Below are 19,023 nucleotides of genomic sequence, written 5' to 3'. Positions count from 1 at the left end.
GTCCGGCGCGCATTGCCGCCGCGCATTGCGACGGACGGGGCCGCGACTCAGCCTGCGGCTTCCGCCGGGGTGAGGGACTTGCACAGACGCACGCCCTCGCTGACGAGGCCGAGCTGGAGGATGCGGTCGTACTGCGAGCCGGCGGGCGGCTTGGGCAGCGACAGATGGATGGCGTCGCAGCGGAGCTGGCGGGCCAGCCGGTCCATCTCCGCCAGCAGCGCCTCGGCGATGGCGGCGGGGTCGAACATGTCGGCCGCGACCATCAGGTCCACCTGCAACACCTTGCCATGGCAGAGGTTGGGCAGCACCGTGTAGGCGAACAGGCCGTGGATGTAGCCGTGCCGGAGCTGGGCCACGATGATCCCGGTCGGCTGCGCCGTCGGCAGCCGCACCACCTTGCCCGGCGCGGCCCCGACCTCCGCCGGAGTCGCGCCGATCATCTCGGCCGCATAGGCACGCCACCGCTCCAGCCCCAGCCGGGGCAGGACGGTCTGAACGACGGGGAAGGCCTGGTCGATGCGCCGGGCGTCCAGCGGCTTGGCAACATAGCTGTCAGGCATGGTGCTTCCGGTATTCACGCCGGTCCAGACTGGCCCGCCGCCCCGGAAAAGACCTTGACTTGGATCAAGACCAGTTCCCGGAGACCCGCCCGTCCGGGGTAACTCCCTGCCCGGACAGTCCAGATTAGACATTACGAGAGATGCCGTGGCGTTCTGAAGCAGCCACACCGCCACGACTGCGCAAGACCCTTGAAAACTTGTGAGTATCGGGGGGCTCTGCTTGCCCGCGACCTGCCTGCGGCGGGTCCACCGCCAATGTGCGCAACTGCCACAACGGCCGCGCACCTTACGGCGGTTGCCAATTTACAGCGTTGGGCGCATTATTCGCCCGCAACATGGGTCGTCGGGAGTCGGCAATGCCTCCGTTTGATATGGGGAGGGTCAGGGACCTGAATGCTCATGCCGACATAAACCCGTGCGGCGCCTGCCCGGTCCGTTCGCTGACGGTCTGTGCCGCACTGGAGGTCGAGGAGCTGCGCCGTCTGGCCGAGATTCTCCAGACCGTGCGGCACGAGGCAGGCCATACGATCTTCGCCGAGGGCGATCCGGCCGAGACGCTCTACAACGTCACCGCCGGCACCATGAAGCTCTACAAGCTGCTGCCCGACGGGCGGCGGCAGATCACCGGCTTCCTGCTGCCGGGGGACTTCCTGGGCCTGTCGGTCAACGACACCTATGCCTATTCCGCCGAATCCGTCACCCCGGTGACGCTCTGCCGTTTCCCCCGCCGGCGCATGGACGCGCTGCTGGAGGAATTCCCCAAGATGCAGCGGCGGCTGTTCTCCATGGCCTCGAACGAGCTGGCGGCGGCGCAGGACCAGATGCTGCTGCTCGGCCGCAAGACGGCGAAGGAGAAGATCTGCTCCTTCCTGATGATGCTGTCGCAGCGGGCGCAGCGCCGCGGCCACAAGGAGAACCCGGTGCATGTGCCCATGAGCCGGGCCGACATCGCGGACTATCTCGGCCTGACGACGGAAACCGTCAGCCGGACCTTCACCCAGCTCAAGACCAGCCGGGTGATCTCCCTGCTCGAAGGCAACAAGGTCCAGATCCACGACCTGGACCAGATCTTCGACCTGGCCGAGGGGACCTGATCCCCCCGGCGGGCGCGCGCCCCGCGCGCCGGTCCGCCCCTTCGCGGCCCTGCCTTTCCCTCCGATATCCCTGGCGCCCGTTCTTCCGCCAACTCATTCTGCGGCAGAACCGTTTACCCATTCTTCACGGGTGACGCGCCATCCTGTCCCCGTTGTCCCGACGGACGGCCCCCGACCGGAGAGAACGGCCGCGGCATGCCGTCCCTGTCCGCCGGCCCGGACACGGCCCGGCCGGGAAGAGTCCGCGCCCCATGGGACGGGCGCCGGTATGACAAGAGATGGCACAGTCTGCGGAACCGGACGGGACCAGGGAGCCTGGGGCCGGATCGCCTGTTGGTCTTTCCGGATGCAACGGCGCAAGGAGAGGACGACCATGCCGGGCAGGACCGCCCCGCCGCTTTCGCCCCCCCAGGACCCGCACGACCTTGTCGGCCGCGACGTCTTCGTGGACGGCATGGGCATGATCGGGCGCTGCACCGCGCTGGAGGGGCGCTGGGCCATCATCGAGGATGCCGGCGGTCAGGCGTCGGCGGTGCCGGCGGGCAACTGCCTGCTGCTGCCACCCCCGACCCCGCCGGCAAGCGGCCGCGCCGCGGCCTGAGCCCGCGTCACGCGGAACAGCCCCTCACAGCGCATCCATGAAGGCCGCCAGATCGGCGGCGAAGCGGTCCGGCCGCTCCTGGAAGGGGGCATGCCCGACCCCGTCATAGAGATGCAGCCGGGCCTGCGGCAGCAGCCCGGCCAGATGCCGCGCCAGATCGGGCAGCACCACCCGGTCTTCCGCCCCATGGACGATCAGGGCCGGCCCGTCATAGGCCGCCAGCACCGGATCGAAATCCGCCTCCCGCCGCATCATCCCCCGGCGCACGGCCGGCGGCACGCTCATGGTCGCGGCGATGCCGGTCTCCAGATCCTCCGGCGCCACGGGGGCGACCGTCATGCCGTGCGCCAGCGCCCGGCAGGCCGCCACCTGGGCCGCGAAGTCGCCGCCCATGAGCGCCGGGAAATGCTGCCGGCCCAGCGGCCCCATGAAGGGCCGCGCCGCCGCTCCCAGCCGCGGGCAGGCCCCGGCCAGCACGATGCCGGCCACCCGCGCCGCGCCATGCCGGCGCAGATGGTCGGCCAGCACCGCCCCGCCGTAGGACCAGCCCACCAGCACCGCCTTCTCCATCCCCAGCCCGGCCAGCGCCCCGGCCACGTCGTCGGCCCAGAGGTCGCCGTCGGCATAGGGTCCGGGAGCGCCGGCCGCGTCGGGCCGGTCTGACCCGCCATGGCCGCGCAGGTCCATGGCCAGCAGGCGGAAGCGCGCCGCCAGCGGCCCCTGGAACAGGGGACGCCAGGCCAGCGCACTCTGGCAGAATCCGTGCAGGAACAGGATCGGCGGGCCGGCGGGATCGCCCGCCTCCAGCACCGACAGCCCGATGCCGCCGCCCCCCTGGACGCGGTGGACCCTGACGCCGGGGGACCCGTCATGGTCGGCCCGGCCGTGGTTGACCTGAGCGTGGTTGACCTGGCCGTGGTTGACCTGGCCGTGGTTGACCTGAGCGTGGTTGACCTGGCCGTGGTTGACCTGAGCGTGGTGATGCGTGTCGGTCATGGCATGCCCCTCCCGGTGCCGGTCCGGGACCGGGGGTAGCGCGCCCGGACCGGGCGGCCAAGGGCAAAGGCCGGACCCGCCCGCCGGGCGGGCAGCCGGGTCAGGACTGGCCGGGGATCAGGACCGGATGAAGGGGTTCAGCAGCCGCCCGAACGGGCCGGTCAGGCGCAGCGGGGCATCGGTGACGGCGATGCAGATGCACTCCCCGTCGCTGTCGGCCACGGGACCGTGATCCACCTCCGCATCCGTCGCCGCGAAGTCGCCGCGCAGATAGTGCAGCCCGCCGTCGCGGTAGCCGCCCTGGAGCACCAGGGTCAGCTCGCTGCCCCGGTGCGTGTGCCGCGGCACGGCGACGCCGGGACGGATACGCATCAGCTTGACCTTGGCGTCGCCGCTGCAGGGCACCGCCACCTCCTCCACCCCGCGGACGATGCGGGTCCAGGAGAGGCCGCCCAGATCGCGGCCGACATAGCTGCGCAGCGGTTCCGGCAGCACCGGCGCGGTGGCCGTCCGCCGGATGGCGCCGGCTGCGGCGGACCGGGTGGCCGTGGCCCGCAGGGCGGCGGGCGGCGGCGCCAGCAGCGTGTCGCCGCCCGGCGCGTCCAGCCGGGCCATCACGGCGTCCAGCAGGGCGTCGGAGACGGGGGCCGCCGGCATCTCCTCCAGCAGCGCGCCGCCCACGGCCTCCAGCCGGCGCACCTCGGCGCGGCAGTGCGGGCAGAGCGCCAGGTGCGTGGCGACGATCAGGCTCATCGCCTCGGGCAGGGACCCCGCGGCATAGGCGACCAGAAGCTCGTCCGCCGGGTGGTACTGCACGAGGGGGGAGCCGCTGCCGCGCCGGTCCATGCCGTCCCGCTGCATCTGGAACTGATCCGTCATCGTTCGTCCCCCATGGCGGTCCGCAGGCGGGCCAGGGCCAGCCGCAGCCGGGACTTGACGGTTCCCAGGGGCAGGTTCCTTTCGGCCGCGATCTGGCTGTGCGGCTTGTCCTCGAAATAGGCCATCATCAACAGATCCGCCTGTTCTGCCGGCAACTGCCGGATCGCCCGGTGCAGCCGTTCGTTCCGTTCTTCCGCCTCGTGCGCGCGGTCGACCGGCTCCACTTCCGTCTCCGGCACGAGCGCCGGGTCGTCCGGGTCGATCTCCGGCCGCCGTTCGCGGCGCAGCAGGTCGATGCGCCGGTTACGGGCAATGGCGAAGACCCAGGTCGAGGCCGTCGCCAGCGCCGGATCGAAGCTGTCCGCCCGCCGCCAGACGCTGACCATCACCTCCTGCACGATCTCCTCGGCCGCGCCGGCCTCCATCCCCTGCCGCAGCAGGAAGGACTTCAGCCGCGGGGCGAAGTACTGGAACAGGGAAGCGAAGGCGCCGCGGTCGCGCTCGCGGCCGACACGGAGCAGCAGGGCGCAGAGCCGTTCGGCGACGGCGCCGTCCACCGGCGCCCGCCGCCCCGCCATACGGTCGCCGCCCGTCGGGCCGATCCCGTCCATCGGGCCGATTTCGTCCATCGGGCCGACATCGTCGGTCGGCACGACTTCGTCCATCGGTATCGTGTCCATGGCCTTTCCCGCCCGGGAATCGGTCCGGAACCCGGGGAATATTCCCGGATCGAACCGTCCGAAGACCGGACTATAAAGGGCCACCTGTTCCATCGCCACCTGATACGGGCGTATCCGCAAAATGGATCACAGCGGTGCCGGGATAATTTGCGCCTTCGATCCGCCACGCTTTTCCGCTACAGAACTAGGATGGATTCCGGTTTCCGCCAGGCTTGCCCATGCGACTTGCCGAACGTCTGACCGCCGCCACCGCGCTGGCCACCCTTTTCCTGGCCGGGCTGCTGCTGCCAGCCGGCACGGCCCAGGCCGCCGAACCGCGCCTTCTTGGCACGTACCGCGACTGGAACGCCTTCACCATCGACGAGGGGGGAGGCACCGTCTGCTGGATGGCGAGCAAGCCCAAGAAGCAGGAAGGCGACTACAGCCGCCGCGACGACGCCTTCGCCCTGGTCACCCATCGCCCGCAGGAGAAGGCGGTGGACGTGGTCAGCTTCGTCGCCGGCTATGCCTTCGCCGAAGGCAGCGAGGTGACCGTCCAGGTCGGTGGCCAGAGCTTCAAGCTGTTCACCGACGGCGACACGGCCTGGGCGCGCGACGACCAGACCGACCGCGCCCTGGCCCAGGCCATCCGCCAGGGCACCACCATGGTGGTGCGCGGCACCTCGTCCCGCGGGACGCGCACGGTGGACACCTACAGCCTGTCCGGCACCTCCGCCGCCTATCAGGCGATCAACAAGGCCTGCGGCATCTCCGGCGGCTGATCCCGCGCCCTTCCCCGCCCGCCCGCCAGCCCGCCCCCCCCTGCAGCCCGTCCCCCTGTCAGACCGTCCCCCCGTCAGCCCCGTCCTGTCCAGCGGACCCTGCCATGACGGGTCCGCCGCTGAGCGTCGTTGACTGCGGCGCCGGCGTGCTTATCTTTGCGGCTCGGCGTGGCCCGCGCGGATGCGGGCCGCGCCTTCCGTGCTACCCTGCGGGGACGGCTGGGGACAGGCTTGAAGAAGAAGCTCTACATCAAGACCTACGGCTGCCAGATGAACGTCTACGACAGCGGCCGCATGGCCGATGTCCTGGCGCCGCTGGGGTATGAGCCCACCGACGCGCCGGACGGCGCGGACATGGTCATCCTGAACACCTGCCACATCCGCGAGAAGGCGGCGGAGAAGGTCTATTCCGACCTGGGCCGGCTGCGCCCGCTCCAGGCCGCCCGCGCGGCCACCGGCGGGCGCATGATCGTCGCCGTCGGCGGCTGCGTCGCGCAGGCCGAAGGGGCGGAGATCATGATGCGGGCGCCGCATGTGGACATGGTGTTCGGTCCGCAGACCTATCACCAGCTTCCCGAGATGGTGGCCCGCGCCGTGCGCGGCACCGGCGGCGTCGTCAACACCGACTTTCCGGTGGAGAGCAAGTTCGACAGCCTGCCCGAAGAGGGGGCCTCCCCCGCCGGGCCGTCCGCCTTCCTCTCGGTGCAGGAGGGCTGCGACAAGTTCTGCACCTACTGCGTCGTGCCCTATACGCGCGGCGCCGAGTTCTCCCGCCCCGCCGCCCGGGTGCTGGCGGAAGCCGCGCGGCTGGTGGCCGACGGCGTGGCCGAGATCACGCTGCTGGGCCAGAACGTCAACGCCTACCATGGCGACGGGCCGGACGGCACGACCTGGGGCCTGGGCCGGCTGGTCCGGAACCTGGCGGAGATCGACGGGCTGGCCCGCATCCGCTACACCACCTCGCACCCGAACGACATGGACGCGGAGCTGATCGCCGCCCATGCCGAGGTGCCGCAGCTCATGCCCTTCGTGCATCTGCCGGTGCAGTCGGGCAACGACCGCATCCTGCAGGCCATGAACCGCAAGCACACGGCGGACGACTACCGCCGCGTGGTCGAGCGCATGCGGGCGGCGCGGCCGGATCTGGCGCTCAGCAGCGACTTCATCGTCGGCTTCCCCGGGGAGACCGACCAGGAATTCGCCGACACGCTGCGGCTGGTGACGGAGATCGGCTATGCCCAGGCCTACAGCTTCAAGTACAGCGCCCGGCCCGGCACCCCGGCCGCGGCGATGGACGGGCGGCAGGTGCCGGAAAGCGTGAAGGCCGAACGGCTGGAGGCGCTGCAGCAGCTCCTGACGGCACAGCAGACGGCCTTCAACACGGCCTGCGTCGGCCGCGTGCAGCCGGTGCTGTTCGACCGTCGCGGCAAGAAGCCGGGCCAGCTCCTGGGCCGCGGGCCCTGGATGCAGGCCGTGCATGCCGAGGCGCCGGAACGTCTGCTCGGCCGGATCGTTGAGGTGCGCATCGCCGATGCCCACGCCAACAGCCTGTCCGGCACGGTCGTGGTCGGCGAGCATGTCCACGCGCATCCCGTCGCGCCCGAGACGGCCAGTGCGGAGGCAGGGGTTTGACGCCGGGTTCCCCCGCGCCCACGGGCGACCGCCGCATCGACCTGACCTTCGACGACAACCGCCTGTTGCCGCTGCTGTTCGGCGAGCATGAGCAACATCTGAGCCGGATCGAGAAGCGGCTGGGCGTCAGCCTGATCTCCCGCGGGAACCTGCTGACCATCGCCGGCCCCGAGGACGAGGCGCAGGCCGCCCGCTCGGTGTTCGAGGCGCTGTGGGAACGGCTGAAGGCCGGCATGGCGGTCGGCGTGGCCGAGGTGGACGCCGCCATCCGCATGGCCGGCACGGCCGACGCGGCCCTGCGCGACCAAGTGCTCTCCACCCTCTCCAACCCCAATGCCGGGCTGCGCACCAGGCGTCGCGTCATCGCCCCGCGCTCCCCGACCCAGGCGCGCTATCTGGAGGCGCTGGCGGAGAACGAACTGGTGTTCGGCCTGGGGCCGGCCGGCACGGGCAAGACCTATCTGGCCGTGGCGCAGGCCGTCTCGCTGCTGATCACCGGGCAGGTGGACCGCATCGTGCTGTCCCGCCCGGCGGTGGAGGCGGGGGAGCGGCTGGGCTTCCTGCCCGGCGATCTGAAGGACAAGGTCGATCCCTATCTGCGCCCGCTCTACGACGCGCTCTACGACATGCTGCCGGCGGAACAGGTGCAGAAGCGCCTGACGACGGGGGAGATCGAGGTGGCGCCGCTGGCCTTCATGCGCGGCCGCACCCTGGCGAACTCCTTCATCATCCTGGACGAGGCGCAGAACACCACGGCCATGCAGATGAAGATGTTCCTCACCCGCATGGGCGAGGGCAGCCGCATGGCCATCACCGGCGACATCACCCAGATCGACCTGCCGCCGGGCCAGAAGTCCGGCCTGAAGGACGCCCTGGCGATCCTGCACGACATGCCCGGCGTCGCCTTCGTCACCTTCACGGAGGCCGACGTGGTGCGCCACCATCTGGTCGCCCGCATCGTCCGCGCCTATGACGCCGCCTCCCGCGAGGACGCGGCGCGCAAGGCGGGCGGCCCGGGAACCCAGCCATGAGCGCCCTGCCGTGACCGCCCTGCCATGAGTTCCCTGCCACGAGTTCCCCGTCCATGACCGATACCCCGACCACCGGCACGGCCGCCCCGCATGCCGTGGAGATCTTCGTCGCCGTGGAGAGCGGCGGCTGGGAGACGGACCTGCCCGATGCCGAAACCCTGGTCCTGACCGCGGCCGAAGCGGCGCTGGCGCGCGGCGAGGGCGTGCCCGACGGCCCGGCCGAACTGTCCGTCGTGCTGGCCGACGACGCCACCGTGCGGACGCTGAACCGCGACTACCGCGGCAAGGACAGGCCGACCAACGTGCTGTCCTTCGCGCTCTACGCCGACGGCGATGACGCGGACACCCCGCCCGAGGGCCTGGAGGTCGAGCAGGACGGGCCGGAAGGGGATATTCCCGGAGACGACGACGCGGAAGATTCACTGGCGCAGGGGGACGCACCTCCCGTATTGTTGGGAGATGTGATCCTTGCCTACGAAACCGTGGTGCGTGAGGCGGGCGAACAGAACAAGCCCCTGGCGGACCACCTGACCCATCTGGTCGTCCATGGAGTCCTGCACCTGCTGGGCTACGACCATATCACCGATCCCGATGCGGAGCGCATGGAGCGCCTCGAAACGGAGATCCTCGCCGGACTCGGCATTTCCGATCCCTACGCCGGGCAGGAGGGCCATCGTGCGCCCGACGACCCCGGCCGGGACCCCGCCGACCCGGCCCCACCACCGCCGAAATGACGATGGCCGACCTCAGCGACAGTCGATCGCCCCGCGATGACGGGGCCGACGATACCACCTCCCTCTCCCACCATTTCCGGGGATGGCTGCGCGCCATTCTCGGCGGGCGCGGCGACAACACGCTGCGCGAGACGATCGAGGAGCTGATCGAAGAGAACGGCGATGCCGCCGAAGGCTCGATCGGCGCCAGCGAGCGGACGCTGCTGGCGAACATCCTCAAGCTGCGCGACCGCACCGTCGTGGATGCGATGGTGCCGCGGGCGGACATCGTCGCCGTCTCGGCCGACATCGGCCTGCCCGACCTGATCCGGCGCTTCTCGCTGGAGGCGCACAGCCGGATGCCGGTCTACCGCGAGACGCTGGACGACGTCATCGGCATGGTCCACATCAAGGACGTGCTGGCCTGCGTCGCCAACCAGAAACCCTTCGACATGGCCGCCATCACCCGCGAGGTGCCGATCGTGGCCCCCAGCATGCCGGTGCTGGACCTGTTGCTGCACATGCGCCAGACGCGCCAGCACATGGCGCTGGTGGTGGACGAGTTCGGCGGCATCGACGGGCTGGTCACCATCGAGGATCTGGTCGAGGAGATCGTCGGCGAGATCGAGGACGAGCACGACGAGGACATCGAACCGCGCGTGGTCGCACGGCCCGACGGCAGCGTCATCGCCGATGCCCGCGTGCCCATCGAGGATTTCGAATCCCAGGTCGGCCGTGTCTTCCAGGAGGACGAGCTGCAGGACGTGGATACGCTGGGCGGTCTCGTCTTCTCCCTCGCCGGCCGGGTGCCGGCCCGGGGCGAGCTGCTGAAGCATCCGTCCGGCCTGGAGTTCGAGATCGTGGACGCCGACCCGCGGCGGATCAAGCGGCTGCGGGTCCGCAACCTCCAGGCCGTCGCCCCCGGGCCGGTGGCCGCTGCCGGTGCCGGCGCGGGAGCCGCCCTCCCGTGACCGATCCGCTGACCGTCCCGGCCGCCGGCGCCCCGCTGGGCGACCGGGTGGTCCGTTTTGTGCGCGCGCTGCCGGCGCTCGCCGGCTGGCGCCGCTACGCCGTCGCCTTCACCGCCGGGGCCGTGGCCGTACCGGCGCTGCCGCCGGCGCACCTCGTACCGCTGCTCTGGCTGGCCTTCCCGGTCCTGGTCCTGCTGCTGCGCGGGGCGGAGCGGGACGGCAGGCTGCTGCGCGGCCGCGCCTTCTGGACGGGCTGGTGGTTCGGCTTCGGTCATTTCGTCTTCGGCCTCTACTGGATCAGCGTCGCGCTCTGGACCGACATCGGCCGCTGGTGGTGGGCCGTGCCCGTCGCCGTCTGCGGCCTGCCGGCGCTGCTGGCCTTCTTCCCCGCCCTGGCGGCCCTGCTGCACGGCTGGGTCCGGCTTCGCCTGCGCCTGACCGGGGTGGCCGAGGCGCTGGCCTTCGCCGTGGCCTGGGCGGTGCTGGAGTGGCTGCGCGGCCATGTCGCCACGGGCTTCCCCTGGAACCTGACAGGCTATGCCTGGACCGCGGTCCTGCCGGTGCTGCAGTCCGTCTCCGTCGTCGGCATCTACGGGCTGAGCCTGCTCACGGTGGCGGCCGCCGCCCTGGCCACGACCCTGGCCGACGGCCGCTGGCGCCCGCCGGCGGCGGCGCTGGTGCTGCTGGCGGTGCTGGCGGCCTGGGGCGGCTGGCGCATGGCCGGGACGGAGGGGCGCAGCGTCGAGGGCGTGGTGCTGCGGCTGGTGCAGCCCGCCATCCCGCAGACCCTGAAATGGGACCGGGAGGCGCGGGAGGACAATCTGCGCCGCCACCTGGAGCTGTCCGCCGCCCCCGGCCGGGAGCGCGTGACCCATGTCGTCTGGCCGGAGACGGCGGTGCCCTTCTTCCCCGAGCGCGACGGCTGGGTGACCCAGGTGATCGCCCGGGCGGTACCGCCGGGCGGGCTTCTGCTGACCGGCATCCCGCGCCTGGGTCTGCGCGACGGCGCCTATACGGTGACGAACAGCATGGTCGCCGTCGATGCCGGCGGCGCCATCGTCGCCAGCTTCGACAAGTTCCATCTGGTCCCGTTCGGCGAGTACCTGCCCTTCCGCTTCCTGCTGCCGGCGGGGATGCAGGCGGTGGCCGCGGTCGGCATGGACACCAGCCCCGGCCCGGGGCCGCGGACCCTGGCGCTGCCCGGCCTGCCGCCGTTCAGCCCGCTGATCTGTTACGAGGTGATCTTCCCCGCCGCCGTGACACCCGCCCCCGCGGTTGCGGGGCCGCGGCCGGCCTGGCTGCTGAACCTGACCAACGACGCCTGGTACGGCGAGACGGCCGGGCCGCACCAGCACTGGGCCATCGCCCTGACCCGGGCGGTGGAGGAGGGCATGCCGCTGGTGCGCGCGGCCAACACCGGCATTTCCGGCGTGGTGGACCCCTATGGCCGCACGGTCGGCCGGCTGGCGCTGGGCAGCACGGGTGTGCTGGATGCAGCCCTGCCCGCAGCGCATGAGGGGGGTACACCTTACGTACAGTACGGCGATCTGTTTTTCGCCTTAACCCTCCTGGGCATGCTGATCCTGATTGGTTTTTTCGCCCGGAAGACGTAGAAGTCCAGCAGGATTGCCCATGCTGGCATGCCGCCTTCTGCGGCCCCGCTCCCTTGACGCATACGATCGTGTGGGCTAGCTTCCGGTTGACCATTCACTGGAGGTTGAGGCGATGCAGACCGCAACTCGGGGCCGTCGTGGTGGCGGCGGCCGACCCAAACTAGGCAAACCCAATCCTGTGGACGTCCATGTCGGATCGCGCGTGCGCCTGCGGCGTACCCTTCTCGGCATGAGCCAGGAAAAGCTGGGTGAAGCCATCGGCCTGACCTTCCAGCAGGTCCAGAAGTATGAGCGCGGCGCCAACCGCATCGGCGCTTCCCGTCTCTACGACCTGTCGCGCGTGCTGGACGTTCCCGTCTCCTTCTTCTTCGACGACATGCCGTCGGACGACGCGCCGCGCACGGCGGAGCAGGCCCAGGCGGACGGCGAGCCCGATCCGATGGCCAAGCGCGAGACGCTGGAGCTGGTCCGCGCCTATTACCGGATCACCGAGCCGGCGGTGCGCAAGCGCATCTTCGAGCTGACCAAGGCCGTGGCTCACGCATCGGCCGAGACCGCCTGACCCGCGCTCGGGCGCGGACAGTGGACGGGCTGGCCGGCAAGGAGCAACACTCCCGCGCCGAAGGCGCGCACCGCTTGGCCCTTGACCGCCTTTCCCAAGATTGCGAGAACAGCCCGCCCGGTCCTTTCTCCGGGCGGCGGTTCCCATCGGCGGCGCCCGCCACAACAGCAAAGGTCGAGACACCCGTGGCCAAGTCTAACTACGTCTTTACCAGCGAGTCCGTGGCGGAAGGGCATCCGGACAAGGTCTGCGACCGGATCTCCGACGCCGTTGTCGATCTATTCCTGACGCACGACCCCTACGCCCGCGTCGCCTGCGAGACGCTCGCCACCACGAACCGCGTCGTGATCGCGGGCGAGGTGCGCGGCCCGAAGGCGGCGCTGGACCAGGTTGAGACGGTCGCGCGCCATGCGGTGAAGGACATCGGGTACGAACAGGACGGCTTCCACTGGGAGAAGTTCGAGTTCACCTGCCACCTGCACCAGCAGTCGGCCGACATCGCCATGGGTGTCGATGCCGGGACCGACAAGGACGAGGGTGCCGGCGACCAGGGCATCATGTTCGGCTATGCCTGCGACGAAACGCCGGCGCTGATGCCCGCCCCGCTGTTCTACAGCCACTCCATCCTGAAGAGCCTGTCCGAGGCGCGGCATTCCGGCGCACTTTCCTGGCTCGGCCCGGACGCCAAGAGCCAGGTCAGCCTGCAGTACGTGGACGGTCGCCCGGTCCGCGCCACCTCCGTCGTGGTCTCCACCCAGCATTCCGAAAGCGTGCCGCAGGAGGAGATCCGGGAGGCGGTCCGCCGGCATGTGCTGGACGTGCTGCCCGACGGCTGGATGTGCCCGGAGGACACGTTCTACGTGAACCCCACCGGCCGCTTCGTCATCGGCGGCCCGGACGGTGACGCCGGCCTGACCGGCCGCAAGATCATCGTGGACACCTACGGTGGTGCCGCCCCGCACGGCGGCGGCGCCTTCTCGGGCAAGGACCCGACGAAGGTGGACCGCTCGGCCGCCTACGCCGCCCGCTATCTGGCGAAGAACGTGGTGGCCGCCGGTCTCGCCCGGAAGTGCACCATCCAGCTCAGCTACGCCATCGGCGTCTCCTACCCGCTGTCGGTCTACATCGACACGGCCGGCACCGGCCAGGTGGACGAGGACAAGCTGTCCGACGTGCTGCGCCAGCTCATGAACCTGTCGCCGCGCGGCATCCGCGAGCACCTGAAGCTGAACCGCCCGATCTACGCCCGCACCGCCGCCTACGGCCATTTCGGCCGCGAGCCGGACGCGGACGGCGGCTTCTCCTGGGAGAAGACGGATCTGGTGGACGCGCTGCGCCGCGCCTTCTGATCCCGTCTTCCGGGACTGTCTGCGACGGCCCGCCGGTCCCCCGGCGGGCCGTTCGTGTTTCCCCCCTTGCTGCGCTGCCCCCCTGCGCTTGCGCCCTGCCCCGGCGCCCGGCTAGAACCTGCGCATGACCGACGAGATCTCCCAGCCCCGCATGATCCTCTACGGGCGCCGGCGCGGCCGGCCGCTGCGCCGGCACCGCAGCGACCTGCTGGAGACGCTGCTGCCCGCGCTGCGGCTGGAGATTCCCGCCGACGGCGGCCGTATCGAGCCGGCGCGGCTGTTCCAGCACCCCGTGTCCGATCTCTGGCTGGAAGTGGGCTTCGGCGGCGGCGAGCATCTGGCGGCGCAGGCCGCGGCGAACCCCGGTGTCGGGCTGATCGGCTGCGAGCCCTTCGTCAACGGCGTCGCCAGCCTGTTGCAGCATGTCGAGGCGCGCGGGCTGGAGAATGTCCGCATCGTGCCGGACGATGCCCGGCCGGTGCTGGACGCGCTGCCCGACGCCAGCGTCGGCCGTGTCTTCGTCCTGTTCCCCGATCCCTGGCCGAAGCTGCGCCACGCCTTCCGCCGTTTCATCGGCCCCGACAACCTGCCGCGGCTGGCCCGGGTCCTGAAGGACGGGGCGGAACTGCGGCTGGCGACGGACGACTGGCAGCTCTGCCGCTGGATGCTGGAGCACACCTGGCGGCATCCGGACTTCGAGTGGCTGGCCCGCCGGCCGGAGGACTGGCGCGTCCGGCCCGACGACTGGCCGCAGACCCGCTACGAGCAGAAGGCGGTGGAGGCCGGGCGCAAGCCCGTCTTCCTGCGCTTCCGCCGCCGCCCGCGCTGAGCCGTCCGCCCGATACCTGTCCTGCCACCCGTCCGCGGTAGCCTGCCCGAGCGCGCGCCCCGCGCGACGGGGGAGCCCGGACCCGTCTCGCCGTTCCTTGCGTTTCCCGGGCATCCGGCAATCGGGGCGACGCATCCCGGATGGCAAGGGGGAGACGCGATGGGGCAGGACGAGGCGGCGGCGCACGGTGGGGACGGGTCGCCCTACAGCGGCTTTCCGTCCGATGCCGTCGGGCTGACGGCCCCCGACATCGACGTGGACGCCCTGCCGCCCGCGCTGCGGCGGGAGCTGCGGGCGAGCCATGTCGGCGAGACGGTGGCCGTCGCCCTCTATGACGGCGTCGCCGGCGCCAGCCGCGACCCCGACCTGCTGACCTTCGCCCGCAGCCACCGGACGGTGGAGGCCGTGCATCTCCGCCTCTGGTCCGACCTGCTGCCCCCGGGACGGCGCAGCCGCATCCTGCCCGTCTGGCGCGCCGCCGGACGGCTGATGGGGTGGCTGCCGGCGCGGGTGGGGCCGGAGGCGTTCTACGCCGTCGTCGGGGCGGTGGAGAGCTGGGTGGACGGGCATTATGCCGGACAGATCGCCCTGTCCCGCCGGCTGGGCGCGCCGGAGGCGCTGATCGCGCTGATGCAGGCCTGCCGGGAGGACGAGGCCCGCCACAGCCGGGATGCCGGCCGGCTGGCCTGCCGCCCCGGCGTGGTCGCCCGGCTGCTGGCGGCACTGGCCGTCGCCGGGTCCCGTGCCGGGGTCGCCGTGGCGCGCCGGCTGTAGTAGGCCCCTACCGGCCCGTCGCCGTCGTCGCCCCCTCCCAGGCCAGCAGGGCGCGCTTCGTCACGGGACCCCAGCGATAGTTGTCCAGCACGCCGGTGCCGCGGATCACCCGGTGGCAGGGGATCAGGAAGGACACCCGGTTCGCCCCCACCGCATTGCCGACGGCGCGGGCGGAGGTCGGGTGGCCGATGCTGCGGGCCACGTCGGCATAGGTGGCGACCCGGCCGAAGGGGATTTCCAGCAGCGCCTGCCAGACCTTGATCTGGAAGTTCGTGCCGCGCAGATGCAGCGTCAGCGGTCCGCCGGCGCGGCCGCCGCCATCGGGGCGGCCGCCATCAAGGCCGCCATCGTGGACGGGACCGAAGATGGCCGCCGCGGCCGGGGCGGTGGCGGCCGGGTCCTCCGTGAGCGAAGCCCCCGGCCAGTCCTGCCGCAGTTCGGCCAGGCCGCGCGCCTCCTCCCCCTCCGGGACGAAGCCCAGGAAGCAGAGGCCACGGCCCGTGGCCGCCAGCAGCACCCGGCCCAGCGGGCCGTCGTGGAAGCCGTAGCGGATCGCCACGCCGGCCCCGCCCGCCTTGTACTCGCCGGGAGTGGCGGCCTCGGCCACGACGAACAGGTCGTGCAGCCGCGACGGGCCGGACAGACCGAGATCCAGGGACGCCCCCAGCAGCCCGCCCGCCGCCCCTTCGCGCAGCAGCCGGCGGGCATGGCCCAGCGTCACGAACTGGGCGAAGCGCTTGGGGCTGATGCCGGCCCGGCGCTTGAAGACCCGCTGGAAGTGCCCCGGGCTCATCCCCGCTTCCGCGGCCAGCGCGTCCAGGTCGGGCGGCGCCTGCCAGTCCCGCGCCAGCCGCTCGATGGCGGCGGCGACCAGCCGGTCGGCGGCCGGATCGTCCTCCGGGACCGGCGCGGCGAGCGGGGACCCGGCGAAGGGGAGGTCGGCGGCAGGGATCATGCGGGACCGGGAAACGGGCTGCGGGCGGTCGATCATAGCGCAGGGCACGGGCGGGGTCCTCCCTGGGATGGGGGCCTGGGATGGGGGCCTGGGGTGGGGCCTGGAACGGCAGGATGATCCCGGCGGCGGCCCCGGCCCACCCGGAACCTGCGCTCCGCTTCCGTCCGGCGCCGCCGTTGACGGCGTTGCGGGGGCACCCGACACTGGCTGGCGGGAAGTGTCTGGGCCGGGCCTGTCGGGGGGTGTCGCGTGAAGGAGAAGGAACTCCGCATCGCGCTGGTCTGCTACGGCGGGGTCAGTCTGGCCGTCTACATGCACGGGGTGACCAAGGAACTGCTGACCCTGGTCAAGGCCTCGCAGCGCCGCCACGCCCCCGGCGACGGCACCGGCGACGCCCCCGGCGACGGCAGCACCGCCAGCATCGGCCCGCCGGCCGGCAGCGGGGCGGTCTATCTGGACCTGCTGGAGCGGATCGGCCGGCGGCTGGACCTGCGGGTGGTGGTGGATGCCGTGGCCGGGTCCAGCGCCGGCGGCATCAACGGCGTCTTCCTGGCCCGCGGGCTGGCGCACGACCTGCCGCTGGACCCGCTGACCGACCTCTGGCTGGAGAATGCCGACGTCACCCGCCTGCTGGCCCCCGACCGGCGGGCGCGGGCCTGGAGCAAGTGGTTCCTGCGGCCCCTGCTCTGGCTGGCCCTGGGCCGCTCCCGCAGCCTCGCGCCGGACGCGGAGGCGCGGGGCAAGCTGTCGCTGTTCGTCCGCTCGCGCTGGTTCCAGCCGCCCTTCAGCGGCGACCGGCTGCTGGAGATGCTGCTGGAGGCCGCCTGCGCCATGGGGGTGCCGGCCACGCCCGCGGCCTCGCTGCTGCCGCCGGGGATGCCGCTGTCGCTGATCGTGACGGTGACGGACTTCCACGGCTTCCGCCAGATCATCGCGGCGCACGATCCGCCGCTGATCGAGGAGCGCGAGCACCGCCGGCTGTTCCGTTTCGAGTACCGCCGCCCGGCCGAGGGCGAGGGGATCACGGACTTCGACCTGGACAGCGTGCCGGGTCTGGCCTTCGCCGCCCGCGCCACGGCGTCGTTCCCCGGCGCCTTCCCGCCGGCGCAGCTTGCCCAGCTCGACCGCGTGCTGGCGGCGGCGGGGCTGGACTGGCCGGCCCGTGCCCGCTTCCTGGAGGTGTGCTTCCCCGCCCCGGAGGCCGGCGGCGATCCCGCCCAGGCCAGCCTGATCGACGGCAGCGTGCTGAACAACAAGCCCTTCGCGGCGGCGCTGGCGGCCATCGCCGGCCGGCCGGCCTTCCGCGAGGTGGACCGCCGCATCGTCTATGTCGATCCCAACCCGGCCCCGCCGGGCGACAACGGCCGGCGCGCGCCGCCGGGCTTCTTCCGCACCCTCAAGGGAGCGCTGTCCGACATTCCCCGCAACGAGCCGGTGCGCGACGAGCTGGCCGCCATCGCCGAGCGCAACGCGCGGGTGGCGCGGCTGCGCGGCGTGCTGGAGGGCGCGCGGCCGCGGGTGGAGGCGCTGGTGGCGCGGGTGCTGGGCGGCACCCCGCCGGAGGCCCCGACCTATGCGCAGATGCGCGGCTGGCGCGATGCGGCCGGCAGTCTGGCCGCGGCCGATGCCGGCTTCGCCTACGAGGCCTATCTGCGCCTGAAGATCGGCCGCGTGCTGGACGGGCTGGCCGCCCTGCTGGCCCGGCTGGCCGGGCTGGACCCGGACGGGGAGGCGGTGCCGCGGCTGCGCCGGGCGCTGGACGCCTGGGCCGCGTCCCGCGGCATCACCGCAGATGCAACGGGAGGCGGAAGCGATGCCGCCGGGGCGGAGCCGCCCTGGGTCGGGTTCCTGCGCGACTTCGACGTGGAGTTCCGGCGGCGCCGGCTGCGCTTCGTCGTGCGCGAGGTCAACCGGCTGTACGGGCTGGCGGGGGACGGCGGCTTCGCCGAGACCCGCCCGCAGGACCTGGACGAGCTGAAGTCCGCCCTGTACGGCACGCTGGAGGGGCTGCACGTCCTGGCCGAGGGCCTGCCCCTGGGGCCGGAGGAGCGGGCGCTGGCCGCCCGCGCCGTGGTCGCCGCCAACGGCCCGCCGGACCCGGACCTGCTGGACCGGGTGCTGCGGGCGGTCGCCGTGGCGCTGGACCTGGAGGGGCAGTCGCGCCGGACGGACGAGCTGTTCTGCCTGATGGGCCTGAACTATCTGGGCGCGGCGGCGCGGGCGGAACTGTTCACCGCCTATGTCGGCTTCGCCTTCTGGGACGTGCTGGCCTTCGCCACCAGCGGCTGGCGGGAGCTGGAGGAGTTCCACGAGATCAAGGTGGACCGCATCGGCCCGCCCGACGCCCGCCTGCTGCGGGCCGCCGGGGCGCCGCTGCGGCTCCAGGGGGCGCGGCTGAACAGCTTCGGCGCCTTCTTCAGCCGCCATGACCGCGAGCACGACTACCTGCTGGGCCGGCTGCACGCGGCGGAGCGGGCCATCGACCTGCTGGCCGACGCCGCCGGGCCGGGCGTGCTGGACGCGGGCACGGTCGCCGCCGCCAAGCACCGCGCCTTCCGCGCCGTGCTGGAGGGCGAGCGCTGCCGCCTGGGCCGCCGGGTCCTGGCCCTGGCGGAAAGCTGGGTGGCGGCCGCGGCGGCGGCGGGAGCCTGAGGCCGCCTCCGGGCCTCAGTCGGCCACGAACAGCAGACCGCGCCCGGCCGCCGCCGCATCCGCGGCGAAGCCGTCCAGCGCCCGCAGGAAATCCGTGCCCTCCCCCGCTCCGCCGGCCGGCGCGGACGCGAGAGCGGCCAGCAGGGCCGCCGCCTCCGCGCGCAGGGCGGGCAGGTCGTCCGGGTCGATCCGGACATCGCCCTCCGGCCCCCACTGGTCCTGCCAGATGCGGCGCAGCAGCGGCAGGCGGGGATCATCCGTCACCCGGTCGTAGAGGTCCGACCAGACCGGGGTGGGGAGCCAGATCTCCCCCGCCTCCGGCACCGGGGTCCCGTCCGCATCCGTCTGGCACACACCGCGCGCACCCATGC

19 protein-coding genes are annotated in these 19,023 nt (G+C 72.3%); 13 read left to right on the top strand and 6 right to left on the bottom strand.

Annotated elements, in window-relative coordinates; genetic code table 11:
* Positions 1 to 47: 47 nt before the first annotated feature.
* Positions 48 to 560: a hypothetical protein gene (locus tag RC1_RS14270; protein ID WP_012568133.1), complete on the bottom strand. Its 513-nt coding sequence runs from the start codon at positions 558 to 560 to the stop codon at positions 48 to 50.
* 356 nt (positions 561 to 916) lie between these two features.
* Here RC1_RS14270 and RC1_RS14265 point away from each other — a divergent pair, with 356 nt between their 5' ends.
* Both RC1_RS14265 and RC1_RS14260 read left to right on the top strand, forming a co-directional pair.
* Positions 917 to 1,654, top strand: a complete 738-nt coding sequence (locus tag RC1_RS14265) for a Crp/Fnr family transcriptional regulator (RefSeq protein WP_012568132.1) — start codon at positions 917 to 919, stop codon at positions 1,652 to 1,654.
* Between the two features lie 373 nt (positions 1,655 to 2,027).
* On the top strand, positions 2,028 to 2,255 hold the full coding sequence (locus tag RC1_RS14260; RefSeq protein WP_012568131.1) for a hypothetical protein: 228 nt from the start codon (positions 2,028 to 2,030) through the stop codon (positions 2,253 to 2,255).
* 24 nt (positions 2,256 to 2,279) lie between these two features.
* Here the strand turns inward: RC1_RS14260 and RC1_RS14255 are convergent, their stop codons facing one another.
* The 3 genes from RC1_RS14255 to RC1_RS14245 all read right to left on the bottom strand — a co-directional run bounded on the left by RC1_RS14255 (position 2,280) and on the right by RC1_RS14245 (position 4,708).
* The gene (locus RC1_RS14255) at positions 2,280 to 3,251 is read right to left on the bottom strand and encodes an alpha/beta fold hydrolase (RefSeq protein WP_012568130.1); all 972 of its coding nucleotides are present in this window, start codon (positions 3,249 to 3,251) and stop codon (positions 2,280 to 2,282) included.
* A gap of 117 nt (positions 3,252 to 3,368) precedes the next feature.
* Complete coding sequence (locus RC1_RS14250) at positions 3,369 to 4,130, bottom strand: ChrR family anti-sigma-E factor (protein ID WP_049766727.1); 762 nt, start codon at positions 4,128 to 4,130, stop codon at positions 3,369 to 3,371.
* Positions 4,127 to 4,708 carry a sigma-70 family RNA polymerase sigma factor gene (locus tag RC1_RS14245; RefSeq protein WP_012568128.1) on the bottom strand — a complete coding sequence of 194 codons (582 nt, stop codon included), beginning with the start codon at positions 4,706 to 4,708 and terminating at the stop codon, positions 4,127 to 4,129. Before RC1_RS14245 ends, RC1_RS14250 begins: the two co-directional genes overlap by 4 nt.
* Positions 4,709 to 5,028: 320 nt before the next feature.
* On the opposite strand from RC1_RS14245, the gene RC1_RS22545 reads away from it, so the two are divergent.
* The 10 genes from RC1_RS22545 (at position 5,029) to RC1_RS14195 (ending at position 15,045) form a co-directional block, all read left to right on the top strand.
* Complete coding sequence (locus RC1_RS22545) at positions 5,029 to 5,571, top strand: invasion associated locus B family protein (protein WP_012568127.1); 543 nt, start codon at positions 5,029 to 5,031, stop codon at positions 5,569 to 5,571.
* A gap of 231 nt (positions 5,572 to 5,802) precedes the next feature.
* Entirely contained in the window at positions 5,803 to 7,203 is a 1,401-nt protein-coding gene (gene miaB, locus RC1_RS14235; RefSeq protein WP_012568126.1) for a tRNA (N6-isopentenyl adenosine(37)-C2)-methylthiotransferase MiaB, read from the top strand.
* The gene (locus RC1_RS14230) at positions 7,200 to 8,234 is read left to right on the top strand and encodes a PhoH family protein (RefSeq protein WP_012568125.1); all 1,035 of its coding nucleotides are present in this window, start codon (positions 7,200 to 7,202) and stop codon (positions 8,232 to 8,234) included. The genes miaB and RC1_RS14230 overlap by 4 nt, the downstream gene beginning before the upstream one ends.
* A 53-nt stretch (positions 8,235 to 8,287) precedes the next feature.
* Positions 8,288 to 8,968, top strand: coding sequence for an rRNA maturation RNase YbeY (ybeY, locus tag RC1_RS14225; RefSeq protein ID WP_012568124.1), 681 nt, complete (start codon positions 8,288 to 8,290; stop codon positions 8,966 to 8,968).
* A 2-nt stretch (positions 8,969 to 8,970) separates the two neighbouring features.
* Complete coding sequence (locus RC1_RS14220) at positions 8,971 to 9,918, top strand: hemolysin family protein (RefSeq protein ID WP_012568123.1); 948 nt, start codon at positions 8,971 to 8,973, stop codon at positions 9,916 to 9,918.
* Entirely contained in the window at positions 9,915 to 11,531 is a 1,617-nt protein-coding gene (gene lnt / locus RC1_RS14215; RefSeq protein WP_012568122.1) for an apolipoprotein N-acyltransferase, read from the top strand. The genes RC1_RS14220 and lnt overlap by 4 nt, the downstream gene beginning before the upstream one ends.
* Before the next feature lie 112 nt (positions 11,532 to 11,643).
* A complete protein-coding gene (locus RC1_RS14210) occupies positions 11,644 to 12,093 on the top strand; it encodes a helix-turn-helix domain-containing protein (RefSeq protein WP_012568121.1) in 450 nt (149 codons plus the stop codon).
* Positions 12,094 to 12,278: 185 nt separating this feature from the next.
* A complete protein-coding gene (metK, locus tag RC1_RS14205; protein ID WP_012568120.1) occupies positions 12,279 to 13,442 on the top strand; it encodes a methionine adenosyltransferase in 1,164 nt (387 codons plus the stop codon).
* 124 nt (positions 13,443 to 13,566) lie between these two features.
* Positions 13,567 to 14,271: a tRNA (guanine(46)-N(7))-methyltransferase TrmB gene (gene trmB / locus RC1_RS14200; RefSeq protein WP_012568119.1), complete on the top strand. Its 705-nt coding sequence runs from the start codon at positions 13,567 to 13,569 to the stop codon at positions 14,269 to 14,271.
* Between the two features lie 159 nt (positions 14,272 to 14,430).
* Positions 14,431 to 15,045, top strand: a complete 615-nt coding sequence (locus tag RC1_RS14195) for a demethoxyubiquinone hydroxylase family protein (RefSeq protein WP_012568118.1) — start codon at positions 14,431 to 14,433, stop codon at positions 15,043 to 15,045.
* A gap of 7 nt (positions 15,046 to 15,052) precedes the next feature.
* Here RC1_RS14195 and RC1_RS14190 read toward each other — a convergent pair whose 3' ends face one another.
* Positions 15,053 to 16,000, bottom strand: coding sequence for a methylated-DNA--[protein]-cysteine S-methyltransferase (locus RC1_RS14190; RefSeq protein WP_041786560.1), 948 nt, complete (start codon positions 15,998 to 16,000; stop codon positions 15,053 to 15,055).
* Between the two features lie 249 nt (positions 16,001 to 16,249).
* On the opposite strand from RC1_RS14190, the gene RC1_RS14185 reads away from it, so the two are divergent.
* Positions 16,250 to 18,652 carry a patatin-like protein gene (locus RC1_RS14185; RefSeq protein WP_012568116.1) on the top strand — a complete coding sequence of 801 codons (2,403 nt, stop codon included), beginning with the start codon at positions 16,250 to 16,252 and terminating at the stop codon, positions 18,650 to 18,652.
* A 15-nt stretch (positions 18,653 to 18,667) separates the two neighbouring features.
* On the opposite strand, the gene RC1_RS21835 is transcribed toward RC1_RS14185, so the two are convergent.
* On the bottom strand, positions 18,668 to 19,021 hold the full coding sequence (locus RC1_RS21835; protein ID WP_012568115.1) for a hypothetical protein: 354 nt from the start codon (positions 19,019 to 19,021) through the stop codon (positions 18,668 to 18,670).
* Between the last annotated feature and the right edge of the window lie 2 nt (positions 19,022 to 19,023).

This window comes from Rhodospirillum centenum SW, from assembly GCF_000016185.1.
Lineage (GTDB): Bacteria > Pseudomonadota > Alphaproteobacteria > Azospirillales > Azospirillaceae > Rhodocista > Rhodocista centena.
This window is presented reverse-complemented; position numbering and strand designations above follow the sequence as displayed.

Coding starts and splice junctions, on each gene's coding strand:
- RC1_RS14270 (WP_012568133.1), bottom strand. CDS start 560: ATGCCTGACAGCTATGTTGCCAAGCCGCTGGACGCCCGGCGCATCGAC.
- RC1_RS14265 (WP_012568132.1), top strand. CDS start 917: ATGCCTCCGTTTGATATGGGGAGGGTCAGGGACCTGAATGCTCATGCC.
- RC1_RS14260 (WP_012568131.1), top strand. CDS start 2,028: ATGCCGGGCAGGACCGCCCCGCCGCTTTCGCCCCCCCAGGACCCGCAC.
- RC1_RS14255 (WP_012568130.1), bottom strand. CDS start 3,251: ATGACCGACACGCATCACCACGCTCAGGTCAACCACGGCCAGGTCAAC.
- RC1_RS14250 (WP_049766727.1), bottom strand. CDS start 4,130: ATGACGGATCAGTTCCAGATGCAGCGGGACGGCATGGACCGGCGCGGC.
- RC1_RS14245 (WP_012568128.1), bottom strand. CDS start 4,708: ATGGCGGGGCGGCGGGCGCCGGTGGACGGCGCCGTCGCCGAACGGCTC.
- RC1_RS22545 (WP_012568127.1), top strand. CDS start 5,029: ATGCGACTTGCCGAACGTCTGACCGCCGCCACCGCGCTGGCCACCCTT.
- ybeY (WP_012568124.1), top strand. CDS start 8,288: ATGACCGATACCCCGACCACCGGCACGGCCGCCCCGCATGCCGTGGAG.
- RC1_RS14220 (WP_012568123.1), top strand. CDS start 8,971: ATGGCCGACCTCAGCGACAGTCGATCGCCCCGCGATGACGGGGCCGAC.
- RC1_RS14210 (WP_012568121.1), top strand. CDS start 11,644: ATGCAGACCGCAACTCGGGGCCGTCGTGGTGGCGGCGGCCGACCCAAA.
- trmB (WP_012568119.1), top strand. CDS start 13,567: ATGACCGACGAGATCTCCCAGCCCCGCATGATCCTCTACGGGCGCCGG.
- RC1_RS14195 (WP_012568118.1), top strand. CDS start 14,431: ATGGGGCAGGACGAGGCGGCGGCGCACGGTGGGGACGGGTCGCCCTAC.
- RC1_RS14190 (WP_041786560.1), bottom strand. CDS start 16,000: ATGATCCCTGCCGCCGACCTCCCCTTCGCCGGGTCCCCGCTCGCCGCG.
- RC1_RS21835 (WP_012568115.1), bottom strand. CDS start 19,021: ATGGGTGCGCGCGGTGTGTGCCAGACGGATGCGGACGGGACCCCGGTG.